The organism is Caenibius tardaugens NBRC 16725, from assembly GCF_003860345.1.
Taxonomy (GTDB): domain Bacteria; phylum Pseudomonadota; class Alphaproteobacteria; order Sphingomonadales; family Sphingomonadaceae; genus Caenibius; species Caenibius tardaugens.
Genome location: NZ_CP034179.1, coordinates 3929502 through 3950805 on the forward strand (window position 1 = coordinate 3929502; position 21304 = coordinate 3950805).

General features: G+C 62.5%; 16 protein-coding genes and 2 pseudogenes. 4 read left to right on the forward strand and 14 right to left on the reverse strand.

Annotated features, from left to right (window positions below):
- Positions 1–8 precede the first annotated feature (8 nt).
- From EGO55_RS18550 to EGO55_RS18565, 4 genes and pseudogenes are all read left to right on the forward strand, one after another.
- A complete protein-coding gene (locus EGO55_RS18550) occupies positions 9–1556 on the forward strand; it encodes an efflux transporter outer membrane subunit (RefSeq protein WP_084620096.1) in 1548 nt (515 codons plus the stop codon).
- A complete protein-coding gene (locus tag EGO55_RS18555; protein ID WP_021690632.1) occupies positions 1553–2626 on the forward strand; it encodes an HlyD family secretion protein in 1074 nt (357 codons plus the stop codon). Before EGO55_RS18550 ends, EGO55_RS18555 begins: the two co-directional genes overlap by 4 nt.
- Before the next feature lie 11 nt (positions 2627–2637).
- Positions 2638–5393: pseudogene (gene rbbA / locus EGO55_RS18560) on the forward strand (ribosome-associated ATPase/putative transporter RbbA).
- Positions 5394–5396: 3 nt separating this feature from the next.
- Complete coding sequence (locus EGO55_RS18565; RefSeq protein ID WP_021690630.1) at positions 5397–6521, forward strand: ABC transporter permease; 1125 nt, start codon at positions 5397–5399, stop codon at positions 6519–6521.
- 154 nt (positions 6522–6675) lie between these two features.
- Here EGO55_RS18565 and EGO55_RS18570 read toward each other — a convergent pair whose 3' ends face one another.
- From EGO55_RS18570 to EGO55_RS18630, 14 genes and pseudogenes are all read right to left on the reverse strand, one after another.
- Entirely contained in the window at positions 6676–7794 is a 1119-nt protein-coding gene (locus tag EGO55_RS18570; protein WP_124916818.1) for a helix-turn-helix transcriptional regulator, read from the reverse strand.
- Positions 7795–7813: 19 nt separating this feature from the next.
- A complete protein-coding gene (locus EGO55_RS21790) occupies positions 7814–7957 on the reverse strand; it encodes a DDE-type integrase/transposase/recombinase (protein WP_429860912.1) in 144 nt (47 codons plus the stop codon).
- Between the two features lie 604 nt (positions 7958–8561).
- A pseudogene (locus tag EGO55_RS18575) lies at positions 8562–8693 on the reverse strand (IS66 family transposase); the annotation flags it as partial.
- A 55-nt stretch (positions 8694–8748) separates the two neighbouring features.
- Positions 8749–9291 carry an HdeD family acid-resistance protein gene (locus EGO55_RS18580; protein ID WP_040716076.1) on the reverse strand — a complete coding sequence of 181 codons (543 nt, stop codon included), beginning with the start codon at positions 9289–9291 and terminating at the stop codon, positions 8749–8751.
- A gap of 50 nt (positions 9292–9341) precedes the next feature.
- Positions 9342–10697, reverse strand: coding sequence for a TolC family outer membrane protein (locus EGO55_RS18585; RefSeq protein ID WP_021690627.1), 1356 nt, complete (start codon positions 10695–10697; stop codon positions 9342–9344).
- Positions 10690–13785, reverse strand: coding sequence for an efflux RND transporter permease subunit (locus EGO55_RS18590; protein WP_021690626.1), 3096 nt, complete (start codon positions 13783–13785; stop codon positions 10690–10692). The genes EGO55_RS18585 and EGO55_RS18590 overlap by 8 nt, the downstream gene beginning before the upstream one ends.
- Complete coding sequence (locus EGO55_RS18595; RefSeq protein ID WP_021690625.1) at positions 13782–14891, reverse strand: efflux RND transporter periplasmic adaptor subunit; 1110 nt, start codon at positions 14889–14891, stop codon at positions 13782–13784. The genes EGO55_RS18590 and EGO55_RS18595 overlap by 4 nt, the downstream gene beginning before the upstream one ends.
- 1 nt (position 14892) lies before the next feature.
- Complete coding sequence (locus EGO55_RS18600) at positions 14893–15570, reverse strand: TetR/AcrR family transcriptional regulator (protein WP_021690624.1); 678 nt, start codon at positions 15568–15570, stop codon at positions 14893–14895.
- Positions 15571–15782: 212 nt separating this feature from the next.
- Positions 15783–16865 (reverse strand): IS5 family transposase, encoded by a 1083-nt coding sequence (locus tag EGO55_RS18605; RefSeq protein ID WP_021690623.1) that lies wholly within the window; start codon positions 16863–16865, stop codon positions 15783–15785.
- A gap of 126 nt (positions 16866–16991) precedes the next feature.
- A complete protein-coding gene (locus EGO55_RS18610) occupies positions 16992–17450 on the reverse strand; it encodes a hypothetical protein (RefSeq protein WP_021690622.1) in 459 nt (152 codons plus the stop codon).
- Positions 17450–18277 carry an FAD:protein FMN transferase gene (locus tag EGO55_RS18615; RefSeq protein WP_021690621.1) on the reverse strand — a complete coding sequence of 276 codons (828 nt, stop codon included), beginning with the start codon at positions 18275–18277 and terminating at the stop codon, positions 17450–17452. Before EGO55_RS18615 ends, EGO55_RS18610 begins: the two co-directional genes overlap by 1 nt.
- A gap of 2 nt (positions 18278–18279) precedes the next feature.
- The gene (locus EGO55_RS18620; protein ID WP_021690620.1) at positions 18280–18828 is read right to left on the reverse strand and encodes an FMN-binding protein; all 549 of its coding nucleotides are present in this window, start codon (positions 18826–18828) and stop codon (positions 18280–18282) included.
- An 11-nt stretch (positions 18829–18839) separates the two neighbouring features.
- Positions 18840–19748, reverse strand: coding sequence for a DUF6662 family protein (locus EGO55_RS18625; protein ID WP_021690619.1), 909 nt, complete (start codon positions 19746–19748; stop codon positions 18840–18842).
- Positions 19749–19765: 17 nt separating this feature from the next.
- Positions 19766–21160, reverse strand: a complete 1395-nt coding sequence (locus EGO55_RS18630) for a porin (RefSeq protein ID WP_124916820.1) — start codon at positions 21158–21160, stop codon at positions 19766–19768.
- Positions 21161–21304 lie beyond the last annotated feature (144 nt).

The window sequence follows — 21304 nt, forward strand, 5'->3', positions numbered from 1 at the left end:
ACCAGCAAATGAATCTGTTCCGCTTGCCTGGCAGAGAGGCGGGGCAGTTCATCCAATCCTGGTATGTGAGGAAATCCGGCGTGGTTCATTTGAAGGCGGCACGATGGCAACGAGCAGCCGGATGTAAGACAGCTATCCCGATCAGCGTCACGTTGGCGCTGCTCCTGGCTGGTTGCTCTTTCGCGCCGGCTCATGTTCGCCCGGCGCTCCCGATACCGGAAACGTTTGCGGGTCAGCCATCGAACGGCCCAGCAATCGCCCGGATCGGCTGGCAGGATTTCTTCCGTGAACCCCAGCTTCAGGCCCTGATTGGCGAGGCCTTGGCCAATAATCGCGACATAAGGATCGCGACGGGCCGGGTGGCGGAAGCGCGGGCGGCATGGCGCATCGAGGGATCAACACTTTATCCGCAGGTGGCGGCCGTGGGAACAGGAACCCGCGGCCACACGCCGGCGGACCTCTCCGTCACAGGCCGGGCGGTCACGGGTAACCAGATCTACGCTCAGTTGAGCGCTGGATGGGAAATTGATTTCTGGGGGCGACTGCGCAACCTGCGCGATGCTGCGCGTGGGCAATATCTTGCGACCGAAGAGGCGCGGCGCGCGGTGGCAACGGATCTGGTCGCCCAGGTCGCTAATGGCTATCTTCTGGAGCGCGAATATGAGGAGCGGGTGGCGATAGCGACCCGGACCATCGCGACCCGCGAGGAATCGCTGCGGATCATGCGGCGGCGTTATGAAGTTGGCTCGGGATCGAAACTCGAGATGACCCAGGCGCAGACCCTGCTCGCGCGGGCTCAGGCCACCTTGCAGAGCCTCGACCAGGATCGCGAGGTGAACCGCAATGCGCTGGCGTTGCTGGTGGGGCGCCCGGTCGATATTGCTCCCGGTCGACTCGATATGATGGAGGGCGCTCCGGATATCGTGCTGCCGGTAGGGCTTCCGTCCGAATTGCTGGTCAACCGGCCAGATGTCGTTGCCGCAGAATATATCCTGCGCGCAGCCAACGCCAATATCGGCGCGGCACGCGCCGCCTTCTTTCCCCGGATCAGCCTCACCGGCGCGTTCGGAACGGCGAGCAGTGAGTTGGACGGGCTGTTCAAGGGAGGCAGCGGTGCCTGGAACTTCGGCCCGACGATCAGCGTACCGATCTTCAATGCGGGCCAATTGGCCGGCAATCTCGACGTGGCGAAGGCGCGGCGCGACATTGCCGTCGCGGACTATGAGCGTACCGTTCAGTCGGCCTTTCGCGATGTCTCCGACGCGCTGGTCCGGCGGCGCCAGTTGAAGTTGCAGACCGAAAGCGTACGCACCATGTTGGAGGCGCTGCGGGAACGCGCCCGGCTCGCCCAGTTGCGCTTCGACAACGGTCGGTCGGCCTATCTCGAAGTGCTCGATGCCCAGCGCGATCTGTTCGATACCGAACAAACCCTGGTCCAGCTTCGCCGCGCGGAACTCGCCAGCGGCATCGCCCTCTATGCCGCGCTGGGTGGTGGGTTCGTCGCCAATCCTGCTTTTGACGTCAACACAACACAAACCGGGAAGCACGAACAATGACAATGCCCCAGAAGAAATGGCTCATCCGGGGCGGCATCGTCATCGCCGTTATCGTGGTTGGCTTCGTCCTGTGGACGATCCTCAAGCCATCCGAACTTCCCGATGGGATCGTCAGTGGCAACGGGCGGATCGAGGCGATCGAGATCGACGTCTCGGCGAAGACCCCGGGCCGCATCCGCGACATCGTTGCGGATGAAGGCGATTTCGTGAAGGCCGGTCAAGTGGTCGCGCACATGGATATCGATGTTCTAAGCGCGCAACGGTCGGAGGCTCAGGCGCATCTGGCTCAGGCGATCAATTCCATACAGATTGCGCAGAGCCAGGTGCTGCAACGGCAAAGCGAACGGGCCGCGGCGTTGGCGGGTGTCCGTCAGCGCGAAGCGGAACTGAACGCCGCGCGCAAAAGGCTGGGGCGTTCGGAGACGCTGGCACGCGAAGGCGCGACCGCAGTGCAGGAGCGCGACGATTACCAGGCGCAAGTCGAAGGCGCTGCGGCCGCCGTGGAAGCGGCGCGCGCGCAACTGGCCGCAGTCGATGCCGCCATCGGCACGGCGCGCAGTCAGGTCATCGGCGCGCAATCGAACGTCGATGCGACAAAGGCGACGATTGAACGCATCAATGCCGACATTCGTGACAGCGATCTGCGTGCACCTGCCGCGGGCCGCGTACAATATCGCGTGGCCCAGCCGGGCGAGGTCGTGGCGGGCGGCGGCCGGATTCTGAACCTCGTCAATCTCGGTGACGTCTACATGACCTTCTTCCTCCCGGAGACCGTCGCCGGCCGGGTTGCGCTCGGAACGGATGTCCGTTTGGTCCTTGATGCAATGCCGGGCGTGGTGATCCCGGCCAAGGTCTCGTTCGTGGCCGATGTCGCGCAGTTCACACCCAAAACCGTCGAAACTGCGAGCGAACGACAGAAGCTGATGTTTCGGATCAAGGCGCGGATCGATCCCGCCCTGTTGCAAAAGCATATCACCCAGGTGAAGACGGGGTTGCCCGGCATGGCCTATGTCCGCATCGATCAGAACGCCACATGGCCTGACAAGCTTGCGGTTCGGACCGACCCGTGAGCGATCCGGCAATGGAGCAAGTCGAGCCGGCCAGCGCTGCCCTGGCGGCGCGCCTTGTTGGCGTCAGCCTTCGCTATGGCAAGAGGCTGGCTCTCGACGGGATCGATCTCGACATCCCCCCTGGCAAGATGGTGGCCTTGATCGGCCCGATGGCGTCGGCAAATCGAGCCTTTTCTCCTTGATTGCCGGGGCACGTACGATCCAGCAAGGCAGGGTGGAGGTGTTGGGCGGCGACATGAATGAGCGCGCGCATCGCGAAGCCGTCTGTCCGCGCATCGCCTATATGCCGCAGGGCCTTGGCAAGAATCTCTATCCAACCTTGTCGATCGACGAGAATCTGGAATTTTTCGGCAGGCTGTTCGGTCAGGGCGCCGAAGAACGCGAAAGACGCATCGCCCAGTTGACGCACAGCACCGGTCTTGCGCCCTTTCGCAAGCGGCCTGCGGGAAAATTGTCGGGCGGCATGAAACAGAAGCTCGGCCTGTGCTGTGCGCTGATCCACGATCCCGACTTTCTCCTGCTTGACGAGCCGACCACAGGCGTCGACCCCCTGTCCCGGGCGCAGTTCTGGGATTTGATCGACAGCATCCGCGCCGATCGGCCCCACATGAGCGTTCTGGTAGCCACCGCCTATATGGAGGAGGCGGCGCGCTTCGACTGGCTGGTGGCGATGGATGAGGGCCGGATCCTCGCTACCGGAACGCCGGAGGATCTGTATGCGCGCACCGGCACGAAGACGCTCGAAGAGGCATTCATCGCCCTTCTCCCCGAGGAACGCCGGCATGGTCATCGGGCGGTGAAGATCCCGCCCCGTGACACAGGGGCGAGCGACATTGCCATCGAGGCGAAAGGCCTCACCATGCGCTTCGGCGATTTCACCGCCGTCGACCATGTCGATTTCCGGATCGAGCGCGGCGAGATTTTCGGCTTCCTCGGCTCCAACGGCTGCGGCAAATCGACGACGATGAAGATGCTGACCGGCCTGCTCAAGGCGACCGAAGGTCAGGCATGGCTGTTCGGTCGCACGGTCGAAAATGACGACATGGCGACCCGCCGGCGCGTCGGCTACATGAGCCAGGCCTTTTCGCTCTATTCGGAACTGACGGTACGGCAGAATCTGGAACTGCACGCGCAACTGTTCCATGTGCCTGCCGCAGACGTGCCTGGCCGCGTCACGGAAATGGCGGATCGTTTTGATCTCGACGAAATCATGGACGCGCTGCCAGACGCGTTGCCGCTCGGCCAGCGTCAGCGGCTTAGTCTTGCGGTCGCAATGATCCATAAGCCCGAGATGCTAATCCTCGACGAGCCGACATCCGGCGTCGACCCCATCGCGCGCGACCAGTTCTGGCAGATGATGATCGACCTGTCGCGCAATGACAAGGTGACGATCTTCATCTCCACCCATTTCATGAACGAGGCGGAACGCTGCGATCGTATTTCGCTTATGCATGCGGGCAAGGTGCTGATCAGCGACACACCAGCCGCGATCGTGGAGAAGCGAGGGAGCGGCACTCTCGAAGAGGCGTTCATTGCCTATCTCGAGGATGCCTCCGATGCCGACTGCAGTGGGGACCAGGTTCCGGCCGAGAGCCAGCCTGCGGCGGCTCCCGAGCCCGGTCGCACCTCATCGTCCCCGATGTTCAGCAAGCGTCGCGTCGTCAGCTATGCCTGGCGCGAAGGGCTGGAGCTCACGCGCGACCCGATCCGGGCGACCCTGGCGCTGCTTGGCAGCGCCTTGCTGATGCTTGTCATGGGTTATGGCATCAGCATGGACGTCGAGAAGCTTCCTTTCGCGGTGCTCGACCGTGACGGCACGACGACCAGCCAGAACTATGCGCTGAATCTGGCCGGATCCCGCTACTTCATCGAGAAGCCGCAAATTACCGACTATGCGCAGCTTGATCGCCGCATGCGGTCGGGCGAACTCAGCCTCGCGATCGAACTGCCGCCCAATTTCGCCCGCGACATAAGACGAGGCAATTCGGTCCAGATCGGCGCCTGGATCGACGGCGCCATGCCGCAGCGCGCGGAAACCGTGCAGGGTTATGTCCAGGCGATGCATGCCCAATGGCTGAGCGACATGGCGGCGCAGAAACTGGGCGTTCGACCATCGAGCGGCCTGGTCACGATCGCAATGCGCTATCGCTACAATCCCGATGTAAAGAGCCTCGTTGCCATTGCGCCTGCCGTCATTCCGGTGTTGCTGTTGTTGTTTCCCGCCATGTTGACGGCGTTGAGCGTGGTGCGGGAAAAGGAGCTCGGCTCGATCATCAACTTCTATGTGACGCCAATCAGCCGCCTCGAGTTCCTGCTCGGCAAACAGCTCCCTTATGTCGCGCTCGCGATGGTGAATTATGTGCTGCTGATCCTGCTCGCCCTGCTGATCTTTCGTGTTCCGATCTCGGGCAACATATTGGCCATGACATTGGGCGCGTTTCTCTACACATTGTCCTCCACCGCCATCGGCCTGGTGTTCTCCATTTTCATGCGCAGCCAGATCGCTGCCCTGTTCGCGACCGCCATCGGGACAATCCTACCTGCCGTGCAGTTTTCCGGTCTCATCAACCCGGTCTCGTCGCTTGAAGGGGCTGGAAGGGCGATCGGTACGATTTTCCCCACGTCTCACTTCGTGACCATCTGCCGCGGGGTGTTCTCCAAGGGACTGGGCTTTGGCGATCTATTCCACCCTCTCTTGTCCCTTGCGGTGGCTTTCCCGGTCATTCTTGGCCTGTGCGTCCTGTTGCTGAAGAAGCAGGAGAACTGAGCGATGCAGCAGGCAGCGAACATCTATCGGCTCGGCATCAAGGAACTGCGCAGCTTGTGGCGTGATCCGATGATGCTCGTGCTCATCGTCTATGCTTTTACGCTGGGCATTTATGTTGCGGCGAGCGCTTTGCCGGAATCGTTACACAAGGCGCCGATCGCGATCGTCGATGAGGACCAGTCGCCGTTGTCTGGACGCATAGCCGCTGCGTTCTTTCCGCCGCAATTCACCCGTCCGTCGATCGTGGGGCTGGATGAGTTTGACAAGGGCATGGATGCCGGACGCTATACCTTCGCCCTCGACATTCCGCCCGATTTCCAACGTGACGTGCTGGCGGGGCGTCAGCCGACGGTGCAACTGAACATCGATGCTACCCGCATGAGCCAGGCCTTTAGCGGCGGCGGCTATGTCCAGCAGATCGTGCAGGGTGAGGTGTCGGAATTCATGAAGGGCACGCGCGCGACTGCCCCGTTACCTGCGGAACTTGCCCTGCGCGCGCGGTTCAATCCGACCCTGGCCCAGAGCTGGTTCGGCTCAGTGATGGAGATCATCAACAATGTGACCATGCTTTCCATCGTGCTGACTGGCGCGGCGCTTATCCGCGAGCGAGAACATGGCACGATCGAACATCTGCTGGTGATGCCCGTAACCCCCTTCGAGATCATGGCCAGCAAGGTGTGGGCGATGGGCCTCGTCGTGCTGGTCGCCTGTGCCTTTGCGCTGATCGTCGTCATCCAGGGTGTGCTAAAGGTTCCCATCGAAGGATCCGTGTCGCTGTTCTTGCTCGGCGCCTCTCTCCACCTCTTCGCGACGACGTCGATGGGCATATTCATGGGCACCGTTGCGCGCTCCATGCCTCAGTTTGGGATGCTGTTGATGCTCGTTCTTGTCCCGCTCCAGATGCTGTCGGGCGGCACTACCCCGCGCGAGAGTATGCCCGAGATGGTCCAGACTCTTATGCTCGCCGCCCCGACCACCCATTTCGTCAAGATGGCGCAGGCGATCCTGTACCGCGGCGCAGGTATCGACGTCGTCTGGCCGCAATTTCTGGCGATCATCGCCATTGGCAGCATTTTCTTTGTGATCGCTCTGGCCCGCTTCCGCAAGACGATCGGGACGATGGCCTGAAACAGGCATTCAGATTGCCCCCCCTTCGGGGGATGATGCAACTACGAAGGAGCCCTAGATCGGCCACGCGACCCGAAGGATGACGACGTCATCCTTTACTGCCCAGCTTGATCTCGTATCAGGCTGGGCCTTTTGCCGCGGTGCTTGCAAAGCCTCAGTCCATGATTGCGCCCAATAGACGCATCAGGTCAGCCTCATTTTGTGATCCGGTCTTGGCGCAAATGGACTTGACCTGACCACGCAAGGTTTCCGCCGTGACAGACCTCTCCTCGCAGATGTCGTTTCGGCTCATGCCGTCGAAGAGGCGCATGGCGATTTCCGCTTCTGTTGCGGTCAATCGATAGAGCGCCGACAGGAACCCTGATATTCCTGCCCTGTCCCGCTGCGGTTGCCTCACCACCATGATCGCATGCGGAAGGTGGCCCAGCGACCACGGACGGCCGGGCAGACGGAACCCTTCCATGAAACGGGCTGGCCGCCCATCGGGACAATTGATGCGCAGTCGCACATGATCGAGGCCGCCATCGGTGGTCAATGCCCTCACGGCTTGCGCCAGCGAGAGCGGGAGTGCATCAGCCTGCAAGAGCCGATTGCGAAGCGTGATGTCGCCATCCGCAATAAGCTTCTCGGCGCTCGCAGTCATCGCCTGGACCCGTCCCCCAGCATCCAGGATGAAGGCCGCGGCGGCAATCGCATCGAACGCGCCGGCCAGCAGGCGGGCTTGCTCGCCCTCCAGCCGCTCCTGCAGGCGCACCGCTCGTCGTGCCGCTACCGCGACCTTGGCAAAGAGCCGTCGCTCCGCGACTGTGGTGCGCCCTTCCTTGCGTTTGCGCAGGATCGCCAGGCCAACAATTCCAGCCTGATCCACTACCAGGTTGGTCTGGCAACCGAACGGGATGTCATATTCGTCGCACCATTCGACATATTGCTTCGTCGCGAGCCGCGGTATCGTGGCATCGTAGTGCTTTTCGTGAAGAATGCTGTCGTAGCGTCCGCGCACGATGTCCTGATTGCAGGCGGCGATCCGATAATTAGCGAGCGGTGAGCCGCCGTCGATTTCGGCAAATGACTCGAGTCCTCGGCGTTCGAAGTTGGTGACGATGTTGAACGGGATGTCGCGTGTTCCGCCCACGCCGATCAGTTGGCCATGCGTGGCCCTCAGTTGACCGGCCATTTTGTCGAGCGCCTCGGGCCACTTTTCCGGCTCGAGAGCAGCAGTCAGGAACGTGTCGTTCCAGTCGATGTTTGCAGATTGAAGCACATGCCCCCTCAAGGCGCCTTATGTGGCGCTGTCATCTGTGGACAACGTGGTTTTTTAGCGCCTCGCCCTCGTGGTTGATGGCCCGCCACAGGTACCACATCCGACCGTGCAACTTCACATATATTTTGAAGCGTTCTGGAGCAGCGATCAATTTACCCAATGATGCGATGGCCATGCTCCTGATTGGCCGTCGGCCGACTACCCACGCCCCGCGACAGCTGTGTCAGCAGTTCCTCCGCCAGCGACGCCTAGCAACGATGCGAGAATAACGGTGGTAAGCCCCGGAACTATCCCCGCCAGAACCTGTCCTGACCCGGTCAACAGAGGATGGCCTGCTTGGGCGTCATGGTCGACAAGAAGCACTCCCGCGATGGGAAGCAATAGCGCGGCGATGACTGTGTGAAGCAATTCGGATTTGGCGCGACCGGCCCATCACGCCCCGAACCAGGCTCCGATAAGGCGCCCGCTAGCAGATTCAGGACAAGTGGCCGATGTGCGGCGACTACTTCGAGGGGGACCGTTCGTGTCCGGAAGACGAGCGCCGCTGCTACCACCACGAGGCTGATCGCCTTGTTGAGGATCACGCCCTCAAGTGCGGCGAATCTGAATGGTCCGATTAGCAGTGAACTCATAAATTGGGAGGGGATGACTGGTAAGAACGGTGATGCGGTGTCGCCGAGGGGTGAGTGTGTTATTGCGGGAGGGCTGTGACTGATTCGAAGGCGGAACCGGCGGGTTGGCCCCATCAGGCAGCCCCACCTGCGCATAATCCGGCACTTCGCATAATTGCGGTTCAGTGCCAGGGGGCGGATTGATCGCTCGACGGTGTTGCTGTCGAGGTCGACGCGACCATCATCGAGGAATCTCGAGAGACCCTCCCAGCGGGTGAGTGCATAGCGCATCGCTTCCGCCCCCATACACTGCAAGGTCAGAGAGTCATATATCTGCGGAAGTGGGGTGACGGGATCAGGCGTGCGTCATCCTGCGCAACCCCAAAGCCAGCATGACGAGGAAGACGCCGCGGATCAGGAAGCTGATTCCGATGCAAAAAGCGAGGAAGGCGAGCCCCGTGGCGGGTTCGCTAGATAGGAGCAGCCCGCCCAAAACAACGTCCAACACGCCGAGAAGCAGCCGCCAGACACGGTCATGGGCGATCGCGAGCGCGCTTACGATCTCGAAGATGCCGCTGACCAGCAGCCACGCGCCGATCAACAGCACCAGCGAGAGTGCGCCGGCAAAGGGGTTGAAGATCGTGATCGCGCCCGCGAAAATGCCGAGCACGCCCAGCAGCAACTCAATCCAGCGCGCACGGCGGGACAATGACGACAGGCCGGCGAGGATTGCGACAATGCCGTAGACGATGAGCATGGCGCCGATCAGGAGGCCGGTCGCTACTCCGGTCGCGAGCGGGTTGAGAAAGGCCAGCAGCCCGACCAGGATCACGATCACGCCATAAGCGAAAATCCATCCCCAGCCTGTCCGTTGATCAATGGAAGCTCTGTCCGTCATCTGATTGATCTCCAAATTGTCCCGTCGGTCGCATGAGATTGTCTATCGCTTTAGCGCGGTGTGAGATCGCGGTCGATCTCGGCCAGGGTGTCCGGTGTCAAAACTCCGGCGACAGCGGCAAGCGCGACGCGGCTATACTCGTAGCTATAGAGGGCGTCGTTCAACTGCCGACTGATCTCGAAAGTCTGGGCCTGTGCCGCGAGGACGTCGCTCTGCGTGCGTACACCGACCTCGCGGCCAGTCAGCGCCGCGCGCTCCTGTAGCTCGGCAGAGGCAAGTGCGGTTCGCAGGGCCGCCGCCCGCTCGGCGCTACTGCGCTGGCCAAGCCACGCCTGCTCGACCTGCAAGCGCACATCGCGGCGAGCAGCGTCAAGCCGCGCGCGGCCGCTTGCCGCCTGCGAGGTGGCCTGGCGCCGCTGGGCTTCCAGAGCGCCGCCGGTATAGAGCGGGATCTTTGCCTGCAACCCGGCGAAGAACCCGCCGACGCGACCGGGCGGCGTGATGACGCCCAACAGCGCCGCCTCGTTTCCGCCGCGCCATGTCTGGCCATAGGCACCCCGCGCGGTGACCTGGACCTGGCTTGACCAGCGATATTGATCGACGGTGGCCTCATTCGCGGCAAGCTGCTCGCGGCGGGCATGGATCACCGGCGCCTGCGCTTCGGCTTCGTCCTGCCAATCCGGCAGGGGACGGATAGGGGGCGCCGGGGACAGCTCAGATCGCACAAGGTGCAACTCGCCGCCATCAAAGCCGGTCAGTTCACGAAAACGAGAAACGGCAAGCTCGCTTTGGGCGCGCGCGCTGACGATCTGCGCGGCCACCCCGTCGCCGCGCGCCTGCGCCTCGCGCACATCGGTGATCTTGGCCCATCCGGCGTCAAAGCGCGCCTGCGCCGCCCGCTGCTCGCGGCGGGCGGATTCTTCCTGCGCGGTGAGGCTCGCCAGCGTGTCTTTGGCTCTGAGCACATCAAAATAAGCTTGTGCTACGCGCAGAGCGAGTTGCTGGCGGCTGGCCTCATATTGCGCATCGCCTGCGCGGGCACCGGCGCGAAGCTGGCGTTGCTGCGCGCGCGCTTCGCCGCTGATGATCGGTTGCTCCACGCCGACCAGCACGCCGCCGCTCAGGCCATCGACCTGATCGAGAAGTGTGCTTGAGGTGTCGTCCATGTCGGCGGTGACCCGGCTGTATCCGGCGTTGCCCTGTACCTGCGCCTTTGGGCGAAACAGGACGCGTGCAAGGGCTTCGTTTTCCTGCGCAGCATCGCGTTCGGCGGCGGCGGCCGTATGGTCCGGGTCCTGCCGCAGGGCAGCGGCATAGGCATCGGAAAGGCTTTGCGCCGACGCGGGCGCGGCGGCGAGAGCGAGGATGATCCCAAGAGCAGAACAGGCAGAACGAACATCAGGCATGGTCGGCCTCCGGTTCCACAGGACGGTGCACGCGATAGGCCGCCGCAAAGGCCGCCGGCAGGAAGATAAGGGTCAGCACGGTGGCGACCATCAGCCCGCCCATGATCGCCCACGCCATCGGCCCCCAGAAAACGGAGCGGGTCAGCGGGATCATCGCGAGAATCGCGGCCAGGGCGGTCAGCATGATCGGGCGGAAGCGATGCACTGTCGCCTCGACGATCGCCTCATGCAGATCGGCGCCCTCGGCTTGCAGCGCGTCGATCTGCGAGACGAGGATGACCGAATTGCGGATGATCATGCCGAACAGTGACAGGCCGCCCAGCATGGCGACGAAGCCGAAGGAAATGCGGAACAGGCTGAGGATCAGCGCTACGCCGATGAGCGCCAGCGGGCCGGTCAACACGACAAGGGCCATTTTCTTGTTGCTCTGCAACTGGATGATGAGCAGCACGAGGATCAGCACCAAGGCCATGGGCACTTGCTTGAACACCGAGGCCTGCGAATTGGCGCTCTCCTCGATGGAACCGCCGAAGGTCATCGTGGCGTCCGCCGGAAGCTTGTCACGGATTGCGTCAAGCGGCTTGCCAAGGGCGCTGGCGATGTCGTCGGGCTGCGCGCCGATAGTATCCGCCTGGATTGTGATCGTCGGCAGGCTAGACCTGCGGTTGAGTTCGGCGGCCTCAAAGCTCGGCGACAGGCGGGCGACCTGCGAGAGCGGCACGGCCTGTCCGCTCGCGGTCGGGACGTTGATCTGCGAGAGGCGATCGAGGCTGCTGCGCTCGTCGGGGCCGAGCCGGGCCACGACGTCAAGCACGCGATCCTGCTCGCGGTAGCGCGTGATGGGTAGCCCTTCGAGAGAGGCTTGCAAAGCCTGCTCGATATTGAGCGATGTGATGCCGAGCGCGCGCGCCTTGTCCTGATCGACTTCGACGCGCACCGATTTCTGGGAATCGCCGAAGTCCTTGTTGACGTCACGCAGGTGAGGGTTGGTACGCATCAGTTGTTCGATGCGCTCGGCTGTCGCGGCTATATCGGCATAGTCCGGTGCCGACAGGCGTATCTTGAACGCCTGTCCCACTGGCGGCCCCAGCTCCAGCGTGCTGATGCGTCCGCGGACCTCAGGGAACTGTGTGGCAAGCAGTTCCTCGATGCGCTGCTGAACACGCGCGCGTCCCTCCTCGTCGCTCGTCATCACGACAAGCTGGGCAAGCGCGATGTTGGGCATCTGAACGTCAAGCGCGAGATAGAAGCGTGGCGTGCCGCCTCCAACATAGGACGTGATCGTTTTTACATCCGGGTCTTTCGCCAGCAGCCGCTCCAACCGCTGTGTGACGGCCATCGTCTGCGCGAACGAGGCGTTTTGCGGCGCGCGCAGGTCCACAATCAGGTCGGGACGATCGGAGGTCGGGAAGAACTGCTTTGGTACCCCCTTGGCGAACAGGCCGATCGAGAGCGCGAACAGCGCGGCGGTGACGAGGATGACCAGCTTGCGGTGATCGAGCGCCCATCTGACCGCCTCGCGGAAGCGGCGGTAAAATTGTCCGTCATAAGAGCCGTGGCCGTGGTCACCATCTTCGCCGTCCTGGGCGTGCGCAGCACCGGCCCGCTCGATCAGCATCCCGTTGGCGATGAAGGGTGTGACGAACACCGCCACGATCCACGAAAACCCCAGCGAGAGCGCGACCACCGAGAAGATGGAACTGGCGTATTCACCTGCCGCCGACTTGGCGAGGGTAATGGGCAGGAAGCCCAGCATGGTGATGAGCGTGCCGATCAGCATGGGCTGGGCGGTAACGAGATAGGCCGACGTAACGGCTTTCACCTTCTCCCAGCCGGAGTGAAGATGTGTGTCGATCTGTTCGATGACGATGATGGCGTCATCGACGAGCAGGCCGAGCGCGATGATCAGCGCCCCCAGCGACACGCGATGGAGCGGGATGCCCAGCGTGAGCATGGCGGCGAAGGTCAGCGCAAAGACGATGGGGATGCACAGCGCGACCACGATTCCCGGGCGCCAGCCCAGCGAGAGAAAGCTGACGGCAAGCACGATCACTATCGCCTCGACCAGTGAACGGGTGAACTCGCCGATCGAGTGCTGGACCACTTCGGGCTGGTTGGCGACAACATCGAGGTTGACGCCCACAGGCAGCCGTGCGCGAAACGCCTCCACCAGAGCCTCGCTCCCGGTGCCAAGGCGGGTCACATTGCCGCCCTGGCGCAGCGAAACCATCACGCCGACCGCATCGCGTCCGTCAAAACGCATGCGGAAGGTGGGCGGATCGACCAGCGCGCGGCGCACCGTGGCAATGTCGCCAACGCGAAAGCTGCGCCCATTTGCGGAAATGCCGATGTGTCGGATCGCCTCGACCGTATCGAAAGTACCCGTCACGTCGATACGGATGCGCTCGGCGTCAAGGTCGACGATTCCGGCCGGTGCGACGGTGTTGGTGTCGCGTATGGTCTGGACGATTTGCGCAGGACTGATGCCAAGCGCGGCAAGCCGCGCCGACCGATATTCGACATAGATGCGCTCCTCCGGCTCGCCCTCAAACTCGACGCGTCCGACATCGGGCAGTTGCCGGAACTGATCGCGCAGCCGATCCGCGAACATCTTGAGCTGCGGGAGGGAATAGCCGTCGCCGCTGAGCGCATAGATATTGCCGTAGGTGTCGCCGAAATCGTCGTTGAACTGCGGCCCGAGCACGCCTTCGGGCAATTGTCCCGCGCGGTCCTGCACGCGCTGGCGCACGCGGTTCCAGATACCGGGCAGTGCCCCCGATGGCGCGTCCTCGCGCACCTTGATGTTCACGATCACGCGGCCCGGCTGCACATTCGTGCGCATGTAATCGACCTCGGGCAGCGTCTGGATGGCACGCTCGATTGGCCTGGCGACCTGATTGGCCATTTCTTCCGCGCTCGCGCCAGGCCATGCTGCCGAAACGAGCATGTTCTTGACGGTGAAGTCGGGGTCCTCCTGTCGCCCGAGCGACCAGTAGGCATAAGCGCCCGCGATCACGGCAAGGACAAGCACGAAGCGCATGACCGCGCTGTGCGAGACCGCCCACGCGGAAAGATTCGGCCCCTTCATCGATTGGCGAAGGCGCTGCTGGGAACGGGATGGACCACTTCGCCCGCCTTGAGAAGGTGGGCGCCGGCGCTGACGATATGCTCTCCCTTGCGTATCCCCGATGCGATCAGCACATCGTTGTCCTGCGTCGCCTCTATGGTGACGGAGCGTGGCTGCACCGTTGCAGGATCGCCGGAGACGACCCAGACGACGCTGCGTTGACCCTGCCGCGTGATGGCGGCGAGCGGGACGCGCAGCGCCTGCCGCTCGACCGGCTCCTTGATGACAACCTCGGCAGTGCTGCCGATCGCGGCGGTTCCTGGCGGTGCGTCGAACACTATGCGGGCATCGAACGTGCGCGTCTGCGCATTGGCGGCGGCGGAGAGCGTGCGTATCCGCGCCGGGAATATCCGTGATGGCGTTGTCCAGAGGCGCACGCCGAGTTGGGCGGCGCGGAACCTTGCTACCTCGCCCTCGGGGACGCTGGTGGCGACCTCGACGGTGCCGGGGCTTTCGACCACCACGACTGGTTGCCCCGCAGGCACGACCTCGCCCACATCGCCGTGAACGGCGGTGATCACCCCCGCGCGGCTGGCGCGCAGGACGGTATAGGAGAGCTGCTGATCGGCACCGGTCTGCTGAGCGCGCGCGGAGCGCAACTGCGCCTGTGCGCTGCGCGTCCCGGCTTGCAGGCGGTCGAATTCCGCCTGCGAAATGAAGCCTTCGGCGAGCAGGCGCCGTGCGCGGGCAAGGTCCGTCACCTGCGCCTCGGACTGCGCGGCGGCGGCGGACGTTTGGGCCGCCGCGCTGCGCACAGTGACTTGCACGTCCTGCGGGTCGAGCCGTGCCAGCATCTGGCCCGCGCGCACCTGCTGCCCTAGTTCGACTGCCCGCTCGGTAATCATGCCGCCGATGCGAAAGCCGTAGTTGCCGGAATAGCGGGAGACAACCTGTCCGGAATAGACGCTGGATACCGCGCCTGATGCAGGTGCGACCACGACGGTTTCCACGGTGCGCGGCGACGCGGCAGTCTGCTCGCCGCGGCCGCAGCCGGCCAGCGATCCGGCTGCGAGCGACATTGCAGCCAGTACAAGGGGCCGGGCGGAGACCGGACGTGTCGCTATCATGTCAGTGCTCCACTCCATATGCGGTGGCCGCCGGCTCACGCAGCAGCGTTGCGGCGAAGGTTTCGACCATCCGCTTATGCGCCTGGGTGCCGTCGATCTCGGGCGCGATCTGCTGGATCAGGGCCGGGAAGGACGCGGGCGGACTGACCGCGTTGTTGATAAGGGCAAAGATGATCGCCGGATGACCGCTGTGGATGACTCCGCGTGCAACGGCTTCCTCAAGCATCGGCCTGATCGCTTCATAGGCGGGCCGCAGGAGAAGTTCGGTCAGCCGGTCGGAGCGCTCAGGCGCTTCCAGGGTGTGACGAGTGATGAAATCGCGCGCTTCGGGGTGCGCCGCATAGAAATCTGCAGCCCGCCCGATCGCTTCTCGCAGTCGCTCGAACACGGGACGCGATGCGTTGCGCGACAGCGCCGCGATCTGCTCCGTTGCGGGCGTTGAGACCGCGATGATCGCATCCAGGCAGGCATCCCAGAGCGCTGCCTTAGTGCCGAAGTGAACGCGGATAAGGTTCTGGCTGACACCTGCCGCTGCGGCAATACTTCGCAAATCGGCGCTGTCGAAGCCCAGGTCAGCGAAGGCAGCGGTTGCCGCGCCGAGCAAGGAATCGCGACCGCTGCGCAGGCCTTTGGCGGGGCGCCCTCGCGCAGCCGTGGTCGGCTTGGGATTCGCAGTCATGTCGGGATCCCCTGAATATGTTCGCTTGAACATATGTTGTGCTGGCCAGGCTGGCAAGGACGATGTGTCTAACCAGCTGGACACCTCGAAGAACCGACTGATTTTGGCGTGACATTCGCGCGTCGGGTTGGTTGCGTCGCGTAAGAGGCCATTTTGCGGGATTGGTCGGGTGATTTCTGGTCGGCTGGCCAGCATTTTGAGCCGGATCGGCGTCATACGGGCGCAGTTCGCCCCTCGGGCCAGGCGAGACGCTGGAAGTTATAGACCAAGTTGGCCATGCTGATCTTGATAGTGGCGCGAGCGATGCCGATGGTGCGCACGACCAACCCCATGCGGTGCTTCTGGCCGGCGAACACATGTTCGACCTGGGCACGTATCTTGGATCGCCGGGTGTTGGCCTTGGCGATCCGCTCGGGCAGCGACCGCCTTGGCTTGCGCCTCTGGTGGATATGGCTCTTGAACATGCCAGCGGCCAGGAACGCCTCGTTCTTCTTCGACCGGTAGGCCGTATCCGCCCAGACGCCCGAGCCGGTATTGCCCATGCTAATCAGGTCCGGCAGCCGTGCCCCATCATGGGCGTTGGCGGCGCTGGTGCCCCATGTGCGGATTAACCCGTGGGCCCGGTCAATGCCGATATGGTTCTTGTAGCCGAACATCGGGATGGCGAGATCAACCGGTTTGGCCTCCTTGGGATCGGCACCCTCCGGGACTTTGGCTTTGCTGTATTTGATCGACCAACGCGCATCGCGGTCCTTTTGCCGTACCTTCGCCGGCTTCCACTCCTCGGGGACGCGCCCCTCCTTGATCGCTGCCTTCTCGGCCTCGGTGTTGCGCTGCTTTGGCGCCGGAACCACCGTGGCGTCGATGATCTGCCCGCCCATGGCGAGATAGCCCCGATCCTTGAGCGCGGCATCGAAGCGGGCGAAGAATTTGTCGATCGCCTTGGCCTGTACCAGGCGCTCCCGGAACAACCACACCGTCGTCGCGTCCGGCACGGTGCCGTCGAGGCCGAGCCCCAGGAACCGCTGGAACGAGAGCCGGTCCTTGATCTGGAACTCGGTCGCCTCGTCAGAGAGCGAGTAAAACGCCTGCAGTACCAGGATCTTGAACATGAGGACCGGATCGAACGGCGGCCTGCCGCCCTTGCCACGAACGCTCCGTCGCAGCGCGGCGACCAGCGGACCGCGGAAAACCTCGAAGTCGACGACAGCCGCCAGGCGCTCAAGCGGATCTCCTGCCGCGCTCAGCGCTTCGTACCGGTCCGAAAGATCAAAGAAACCAGGCTGTCCCGCCATCGCTGCCTCCGCTCGTCGCGAAAACCAGTGAATCACGCCATGCCGGCCTCAGCCAGCAGTTTTTCGAGGCGTCCAGTTGCGACGCCGCGCACCGCTGGTTGTATCCTCAAAGCTGGCGAAGACGCGCTATCTGGCCCGTCCGCGCCGCCGTGCGCGCAGACCGTTGATGTAGTGCCATGCAAAAACGGCCGGAAGGCCAAGGCCCAGCGACCAGTGGGCTAGGCTCGCCCAGGGGCGCACGGATTCATCCCCGACGTAATACAGCATGTATCCGCTGACGATCAGCCACCCGAGGAGAGCGCACAAGGCAATGCCGGCGACACGCTGGTGGACATGATCCCAGCCCTTGGGGATATGTGCGACAAACATCCCGCCGATGCCGAGCAGGGCGGGAATCAAAAACAGCCCATGCATCTTCATCATCCAGGGCTCGACCGGGTTCATTTCCGGACCGAACTCACCTTGCTTCTGCCCATAAAAATGGAGCAGGAGCCAGGCGCTGCCGCTCAACCAGAGACCAAGGCCGCTGAGGCTAAGCAGCCAAATCTGCCATTTGGCGAGCCGAGCCGTACGACGATGCGGCATCAGGCAGCCCCCACCAACATTGCATCGCGAAGGACGTAACCTCGATGCGCCTTGAGAATTTCATCGGCAAGATCGGTATTAACCATGGCGACTTTGGTCATCGCATCGGCAATGACGCACCATTCCGCAATCACTGTAACGCGCTGGTCGGTGAGGACGGGCACACCATTCCATCCGATATGCGGACCGTGGGGTACACCCTTCACCTGCCGCCGATTATGAAGGTTGGCAGAGCTTGCGACGGCGCAGTCCTTGACGGTCACCACATGGCGTATGGCCTCGTCCGCATCGCGGAGCTGGACATGCCAATCGCGTGCGCCGAATGTTCGCAGGTCGCCGCCCGCATTGACCAGCCCGGCCGGAACGCCGGCCGCCGTCAAGGTTTCTACCGCGCGGTCCACCGCATGGCCTTTCGCGATTCCGCCAAGATCGATCAGCATCCGCCGGTGACAGCGAACGTGGCAATCGTCGATGATCTCGATATCTGCCGTGGTTCCGGTGAAACGGTTGAGGTGCATGATCCCGTCGCGGGGCAAGAAACGGCCACGGACGAGCGCCCGCCCGACCGCGACGTCGAACAAGCCGTCGGTTGCTTCGTGCAATGCGACAGCCATTCGCAGGACCGAAACGGTTTCGCGATCCACCTTGACGGCTTCGCTGGGCTGAGCCGAACGAAGAGCCGCAAGGTCGCTGGCCGGTTCATGAAAGGACATGCGCGCGTGAAGGTCGGCAATCATGGCAAATGCCGGGCCGACCGCATCCTCGCATCCTTTTGGAACCGTGATTTCCACCAGCGTGCCGAGTAGGGGCCGGCAACGAGTGATCATCGTCAGGCAGCCGCCAGAACGAGCGAGTGGATGGCCAGCAGGCGTTTCACGCCATCCGTGATGTTGCGGCAGGAAAGCGTTGCGCCGGAGATGTTCGGAATGTCCTGATTGAGTTTGAACTTGTCGCCCAGCGTCTTTCCGCGGAACCGCGCGCGCCAAGCCAGATTGCGGACCTCTCCGCCGTGGGATTCCCGATAGTTGAGAATTTCTACGCCCAGCACATGGCCGTCGGGGGAGATGGCGGTGGCGTAGGTGATGAACTCGTGCTTACCGACGACTTCATCGACCAGCACCCAACCAAGCGTGGTCCTGCCCTGCATTGCGCGCCAGATGCTCGGCTGGCTCGTCCGTTGGGGAACGCCCGACAGCTTCCGGATTTGGCCGAGCTGGGCAGGGGATAGAGTCACTGGGAACGGCACGAAGCTTTGCGCCTGCGGGATCAGCGCGTGCTGCGCATCGGCAACCGAGAGATAGTCGGTGGCCGATGCCGGTGCAGCGGTCGCAACCAGCACTGGGACTGCGATGAGATGTGACCAATTCCGGTTTGACATGGGTTCGGATCCTAGAAATTCATGCCCAGCTTTAGGCGAAACTCGTTCTTGGTCTTCTCGATGAGGTGCAGATTGGTGTCGGTCTGCCCCTCATAGCGCTCCCCGCCGCCCTTCAACTGCGGAAACCAGGTGAGGGTTGCCCAGAACTTCTGACCGCCATAGTGAATGGTGGGTCCGGCGAAAAGGGACCACCGTTCCTGGCCGACCTCGGTTTCATATTCCGAAGTATACTGGGTTTCAGCGCCAATGAACCAGTTGGGCGCGACGCGATAGGTGAGGCCTGTTCCGGCACTTACCTCGATTTCCATTTCCGGGGTCGTAGGCCAGTCGAAACCCACGGGGAGATTGGCGATCGGCTTGCGGGTCTCGTGCCCGGCCTTGAGGCCGAGATTGCCGACCCAGATCAACTGGCCTTGCATGAAATATTTCTGCGCGGCGAGCACAACATGACCTTCATATTCGGTCTTGTCTTGGCCGCTGTGTGGGTCGAGCGTCTTGAATTCGGCCGAGGTGATCACCGCCAGCCCGAAATTGTCGAGGGCGGGACTGAGCACGTTGAACTTGGCTTTGAGCTCAAGCCCGTTGAACCGGGGTCCCTTGTCGATCGGCTTGGGAAGATAGCCGTCGATGGTCAGGCCGTGGGTATCGATCGTCAGGAAGCTTGCCGCCGCCGACAGAGTGATCCGGTCGGTAACGCCATATTCGCCTTCGACCTCGGTATCCAGCGCCCGGTAGGTGCCCTGACCTTTGTCTGATCGTAGGGTGTTGAATACATAGACTTCACCCGCGCCCTTGGGCAGGGTTTCCGCACCGGTATTGTAGCCGAAGAGATTTTCGTCGGCATGTGCTGCTGCGGGAAGGCTCAAGGTTAGAACGGTCGCAAGTAGGCCGCCGCGGAAGCGGCTGGAAGAAATAGTCATCTATTTTGCCCCAAATGTCAGAACATGTAACCGAGACCGAGGTTGATCCGGTCGTTGTTCTTGTTTTCAAAGAATTTCTGATAATCGATCTTGACCACCACCTCGTGCAGCGGGTGGAACGAGAAGCCTGTCGTCAGGACGCGATCCCGGTTGGTGGGGTCTGCCGTCAGGCCCAGCGGGAGTTTTGCCTGGGTGTCGTATTTTTCGTAGCGCACGAAGGGATTGAGTGTGACGTCTCCGCCGAGCGAAAAGCTGTAGGCACCCTGGACCAGCCAACCGTAGAACGACGAGGGCAGTATCGCCCGCTCCGCGCCATTCGCAGTATTGTAGTCGAGAATGATCTGATCGATCGCGGCGCTGTTGGCGAAGCTGCCGCGCGTGTAGAGCGCCTCCACATCGAAGCCCGAGTGCTGAATGCGGGCATGGACATCCCACAATGTCACCCGTCCACCGATTCCGGCAAAATTGGGTCCAGTCGGATCAGCCTTGAAGTCCGCGTTGGCGTGGCCCGTCTTCCCGCTGAAGACGGCACCACCGATGAGGACGCCCGGCGTGGGAGTATATTCGAGCGAGCCGTAAACCGAGAGGTTGGCTGCATGAGCAAGCTGAAGTTCCTGATGCGTGCCAAGAAGCGGCGCGCTGGCATCGTCGAGCTTGGCGAAATCAAAGCCGGTCGTGACGCCGACATCATAAGACAGGCCAAAGGGAGTCGAACCCCAGATGCTCACGCCACCTTCGCGCCAGGTCGAGGGAATGATGCGCCGCTCGACCTCATTGCGCTCGACCCCGTAGAACACGGGCGGTTCGTGATTGCGGTTGATGAAGCCGAAGGGCATCAGGAACAGCCCGGTCTTGACGTTGAGCGCCGGGTTGAAGGCATAGTTCAGATAGGCCTGTTCGATCTCGACCTCGCCTTTATCGCCGGAACTCGCCACCGCGTGTTCAACCTCGACCTCGCTGTTGAAGCTGATCCGGTCGTTGAAGCGATGGCCGAAGAAGAGGACAAAGCGCTTCAGGTCGGCCTGGTTACGGCTCGCGTCATGGACGTAGCCATTATAGGAAATCTCGCCATAGCCGCCGATCGTCGTGTCTGAACCGCCGCGTCCTCCGGTGCTGCCGTTATCAGCCGCGGCGAGGGTGGACGTTGATGTGGGGGTGGGAGCGCCTCCGGCAGGTGCGGAAGTGGCCAGAACGCTTGCTGGCGCCGTAGCCGTTTGCAGCCGAGCATCAATCTCCTGCAGCTGCTTCGCTTGCGCTGCCAACTGTGCATTCTGCGCGGCGATTTGCTGCTGCTGTTCCGCGACCTGAGCCTTCAGAAGCGTGATTTCAGTTTGAAGCGATGGCTCTTCTGCCAATGCGGGTGTGGCGACGGTCAGCGCTGTGGCTGCCATCAAGGCGAGTCGGATTTTCAAGTTTGCCCCCAATGCTAGGATTGCGGGCGAGCTACCAATAATGATAGTCATTCGCAATAGCTTTGTTTCTTTTTGTTGCTGGCGAGTTTGATCTGGATCAATGAGGTGCTCGGAAAGCCCGGTGGCACCGCAGAACGAATCCGG

Excerpts from the sequence above, each read along its gene's own strand:
- EGO55_RS18550 (WP_084620096.1), top strand. The coding sequence starts at position 9 with ATGAATCTGTTCCGCTTGCCTGGCAGAGAGGCGGGGCAGTTCATCCAA.
- EGO55_RS18555 (WP_021690632.1), top strand. The coding sequence starts at position 1,553 with ATGACAATGCCCCAGAAGAAATGGCTCATCCGGGGCGGCATCGTCATC.
- EGO55_RS18565 (WP_021690630.1), top strand. The coding sequence starts at position 5,397 with ATGCAGCAGGCAGCGAACATCTATCGGCTCGGCATCAAGGAACTGCGC.
- EGO55_RS21790 (WP_429860912.1), bottom strand. The coding sequence starts at position 7,957 with ATGGCCATCGCATCATTGGGTAAATTGATCGCTGCTCCAGAACGCTTC.
- EGO55_RS18580 (WP_040716076.1), bottom strand. The coding sequence starts at position 9,291 with ATGACGGACAGAGCTTCCATTGATCAACGGACAGGCTGGGGATGGATT.
- EGO55_RS18585 (WP_021690627.1), bottom strand. The coding sequence starts at position 10,697 with ATGCCTGATGTTCGTTCTGCCTGTTCTGCTCTTGGGATCATCCTCGCT.
- EGO55_RS18590 (WP_021690626.1), bottom strand. The coding sequence starts at position 13,785 with ATGAAGGGGCCGAATCTTTCCGCGTGGGCGGTCTCGCACAGCGCGGTC.
- EGO55_RS18595 (WP_021690625.1), bottom strand. The coding sequence starts at position 14,891 with ATGATAGCGACACGTCCGGTCTCCGCCCGGCCCCTTGTACTGGCTGCA.
- EGO55_RS18600 (WP_021690624.1), bottom strand. The coding sequence starts at position 15,570 with ATGACTGCGAATCCCAAGCCGACCACGGCTGCGCGAGGGCGCCCCGCC.
- EGO55_RS18605 (WP_021690623.1), bottom strand. The coding sequence starts at position 16,865 with ATGGCGGGACAGCCTGGTTTCTTTGATCTTTCGGACCGGTACGAAGCG.
- EGO55_RS18610 (WP_021690622.1), bottom strand. The coding sequence starts at position 17,450 with ATGCCGCATCGTCGTACGGCTCGGCTCGCCAAATGGCAGATTTGGCTG.
- EGO55_RS18615 (WP_021690621.1), bottom strand. The coding sequence starts at position 18,277 with ATGATCACTCGTTGCCGGCCCCTACTCGGCACGCTGGTGGAAATCACG.
- EGO55_RS18620 (WP_021690620.1), bottom strand. The coding sequence starts at position 18,828 with ATGTCAAACCGGAATTGGTCACATCTCATCGCAGTCCCAGTGCTGGTT.
- EGO55_RS18625 (WP_021690619.1), bottom strand. The coding sequence starts at position 19,748 with ATGACTATTTCTTCCAGCCGCTTCCGCGGCGGCCTACTTGCGACCGTT.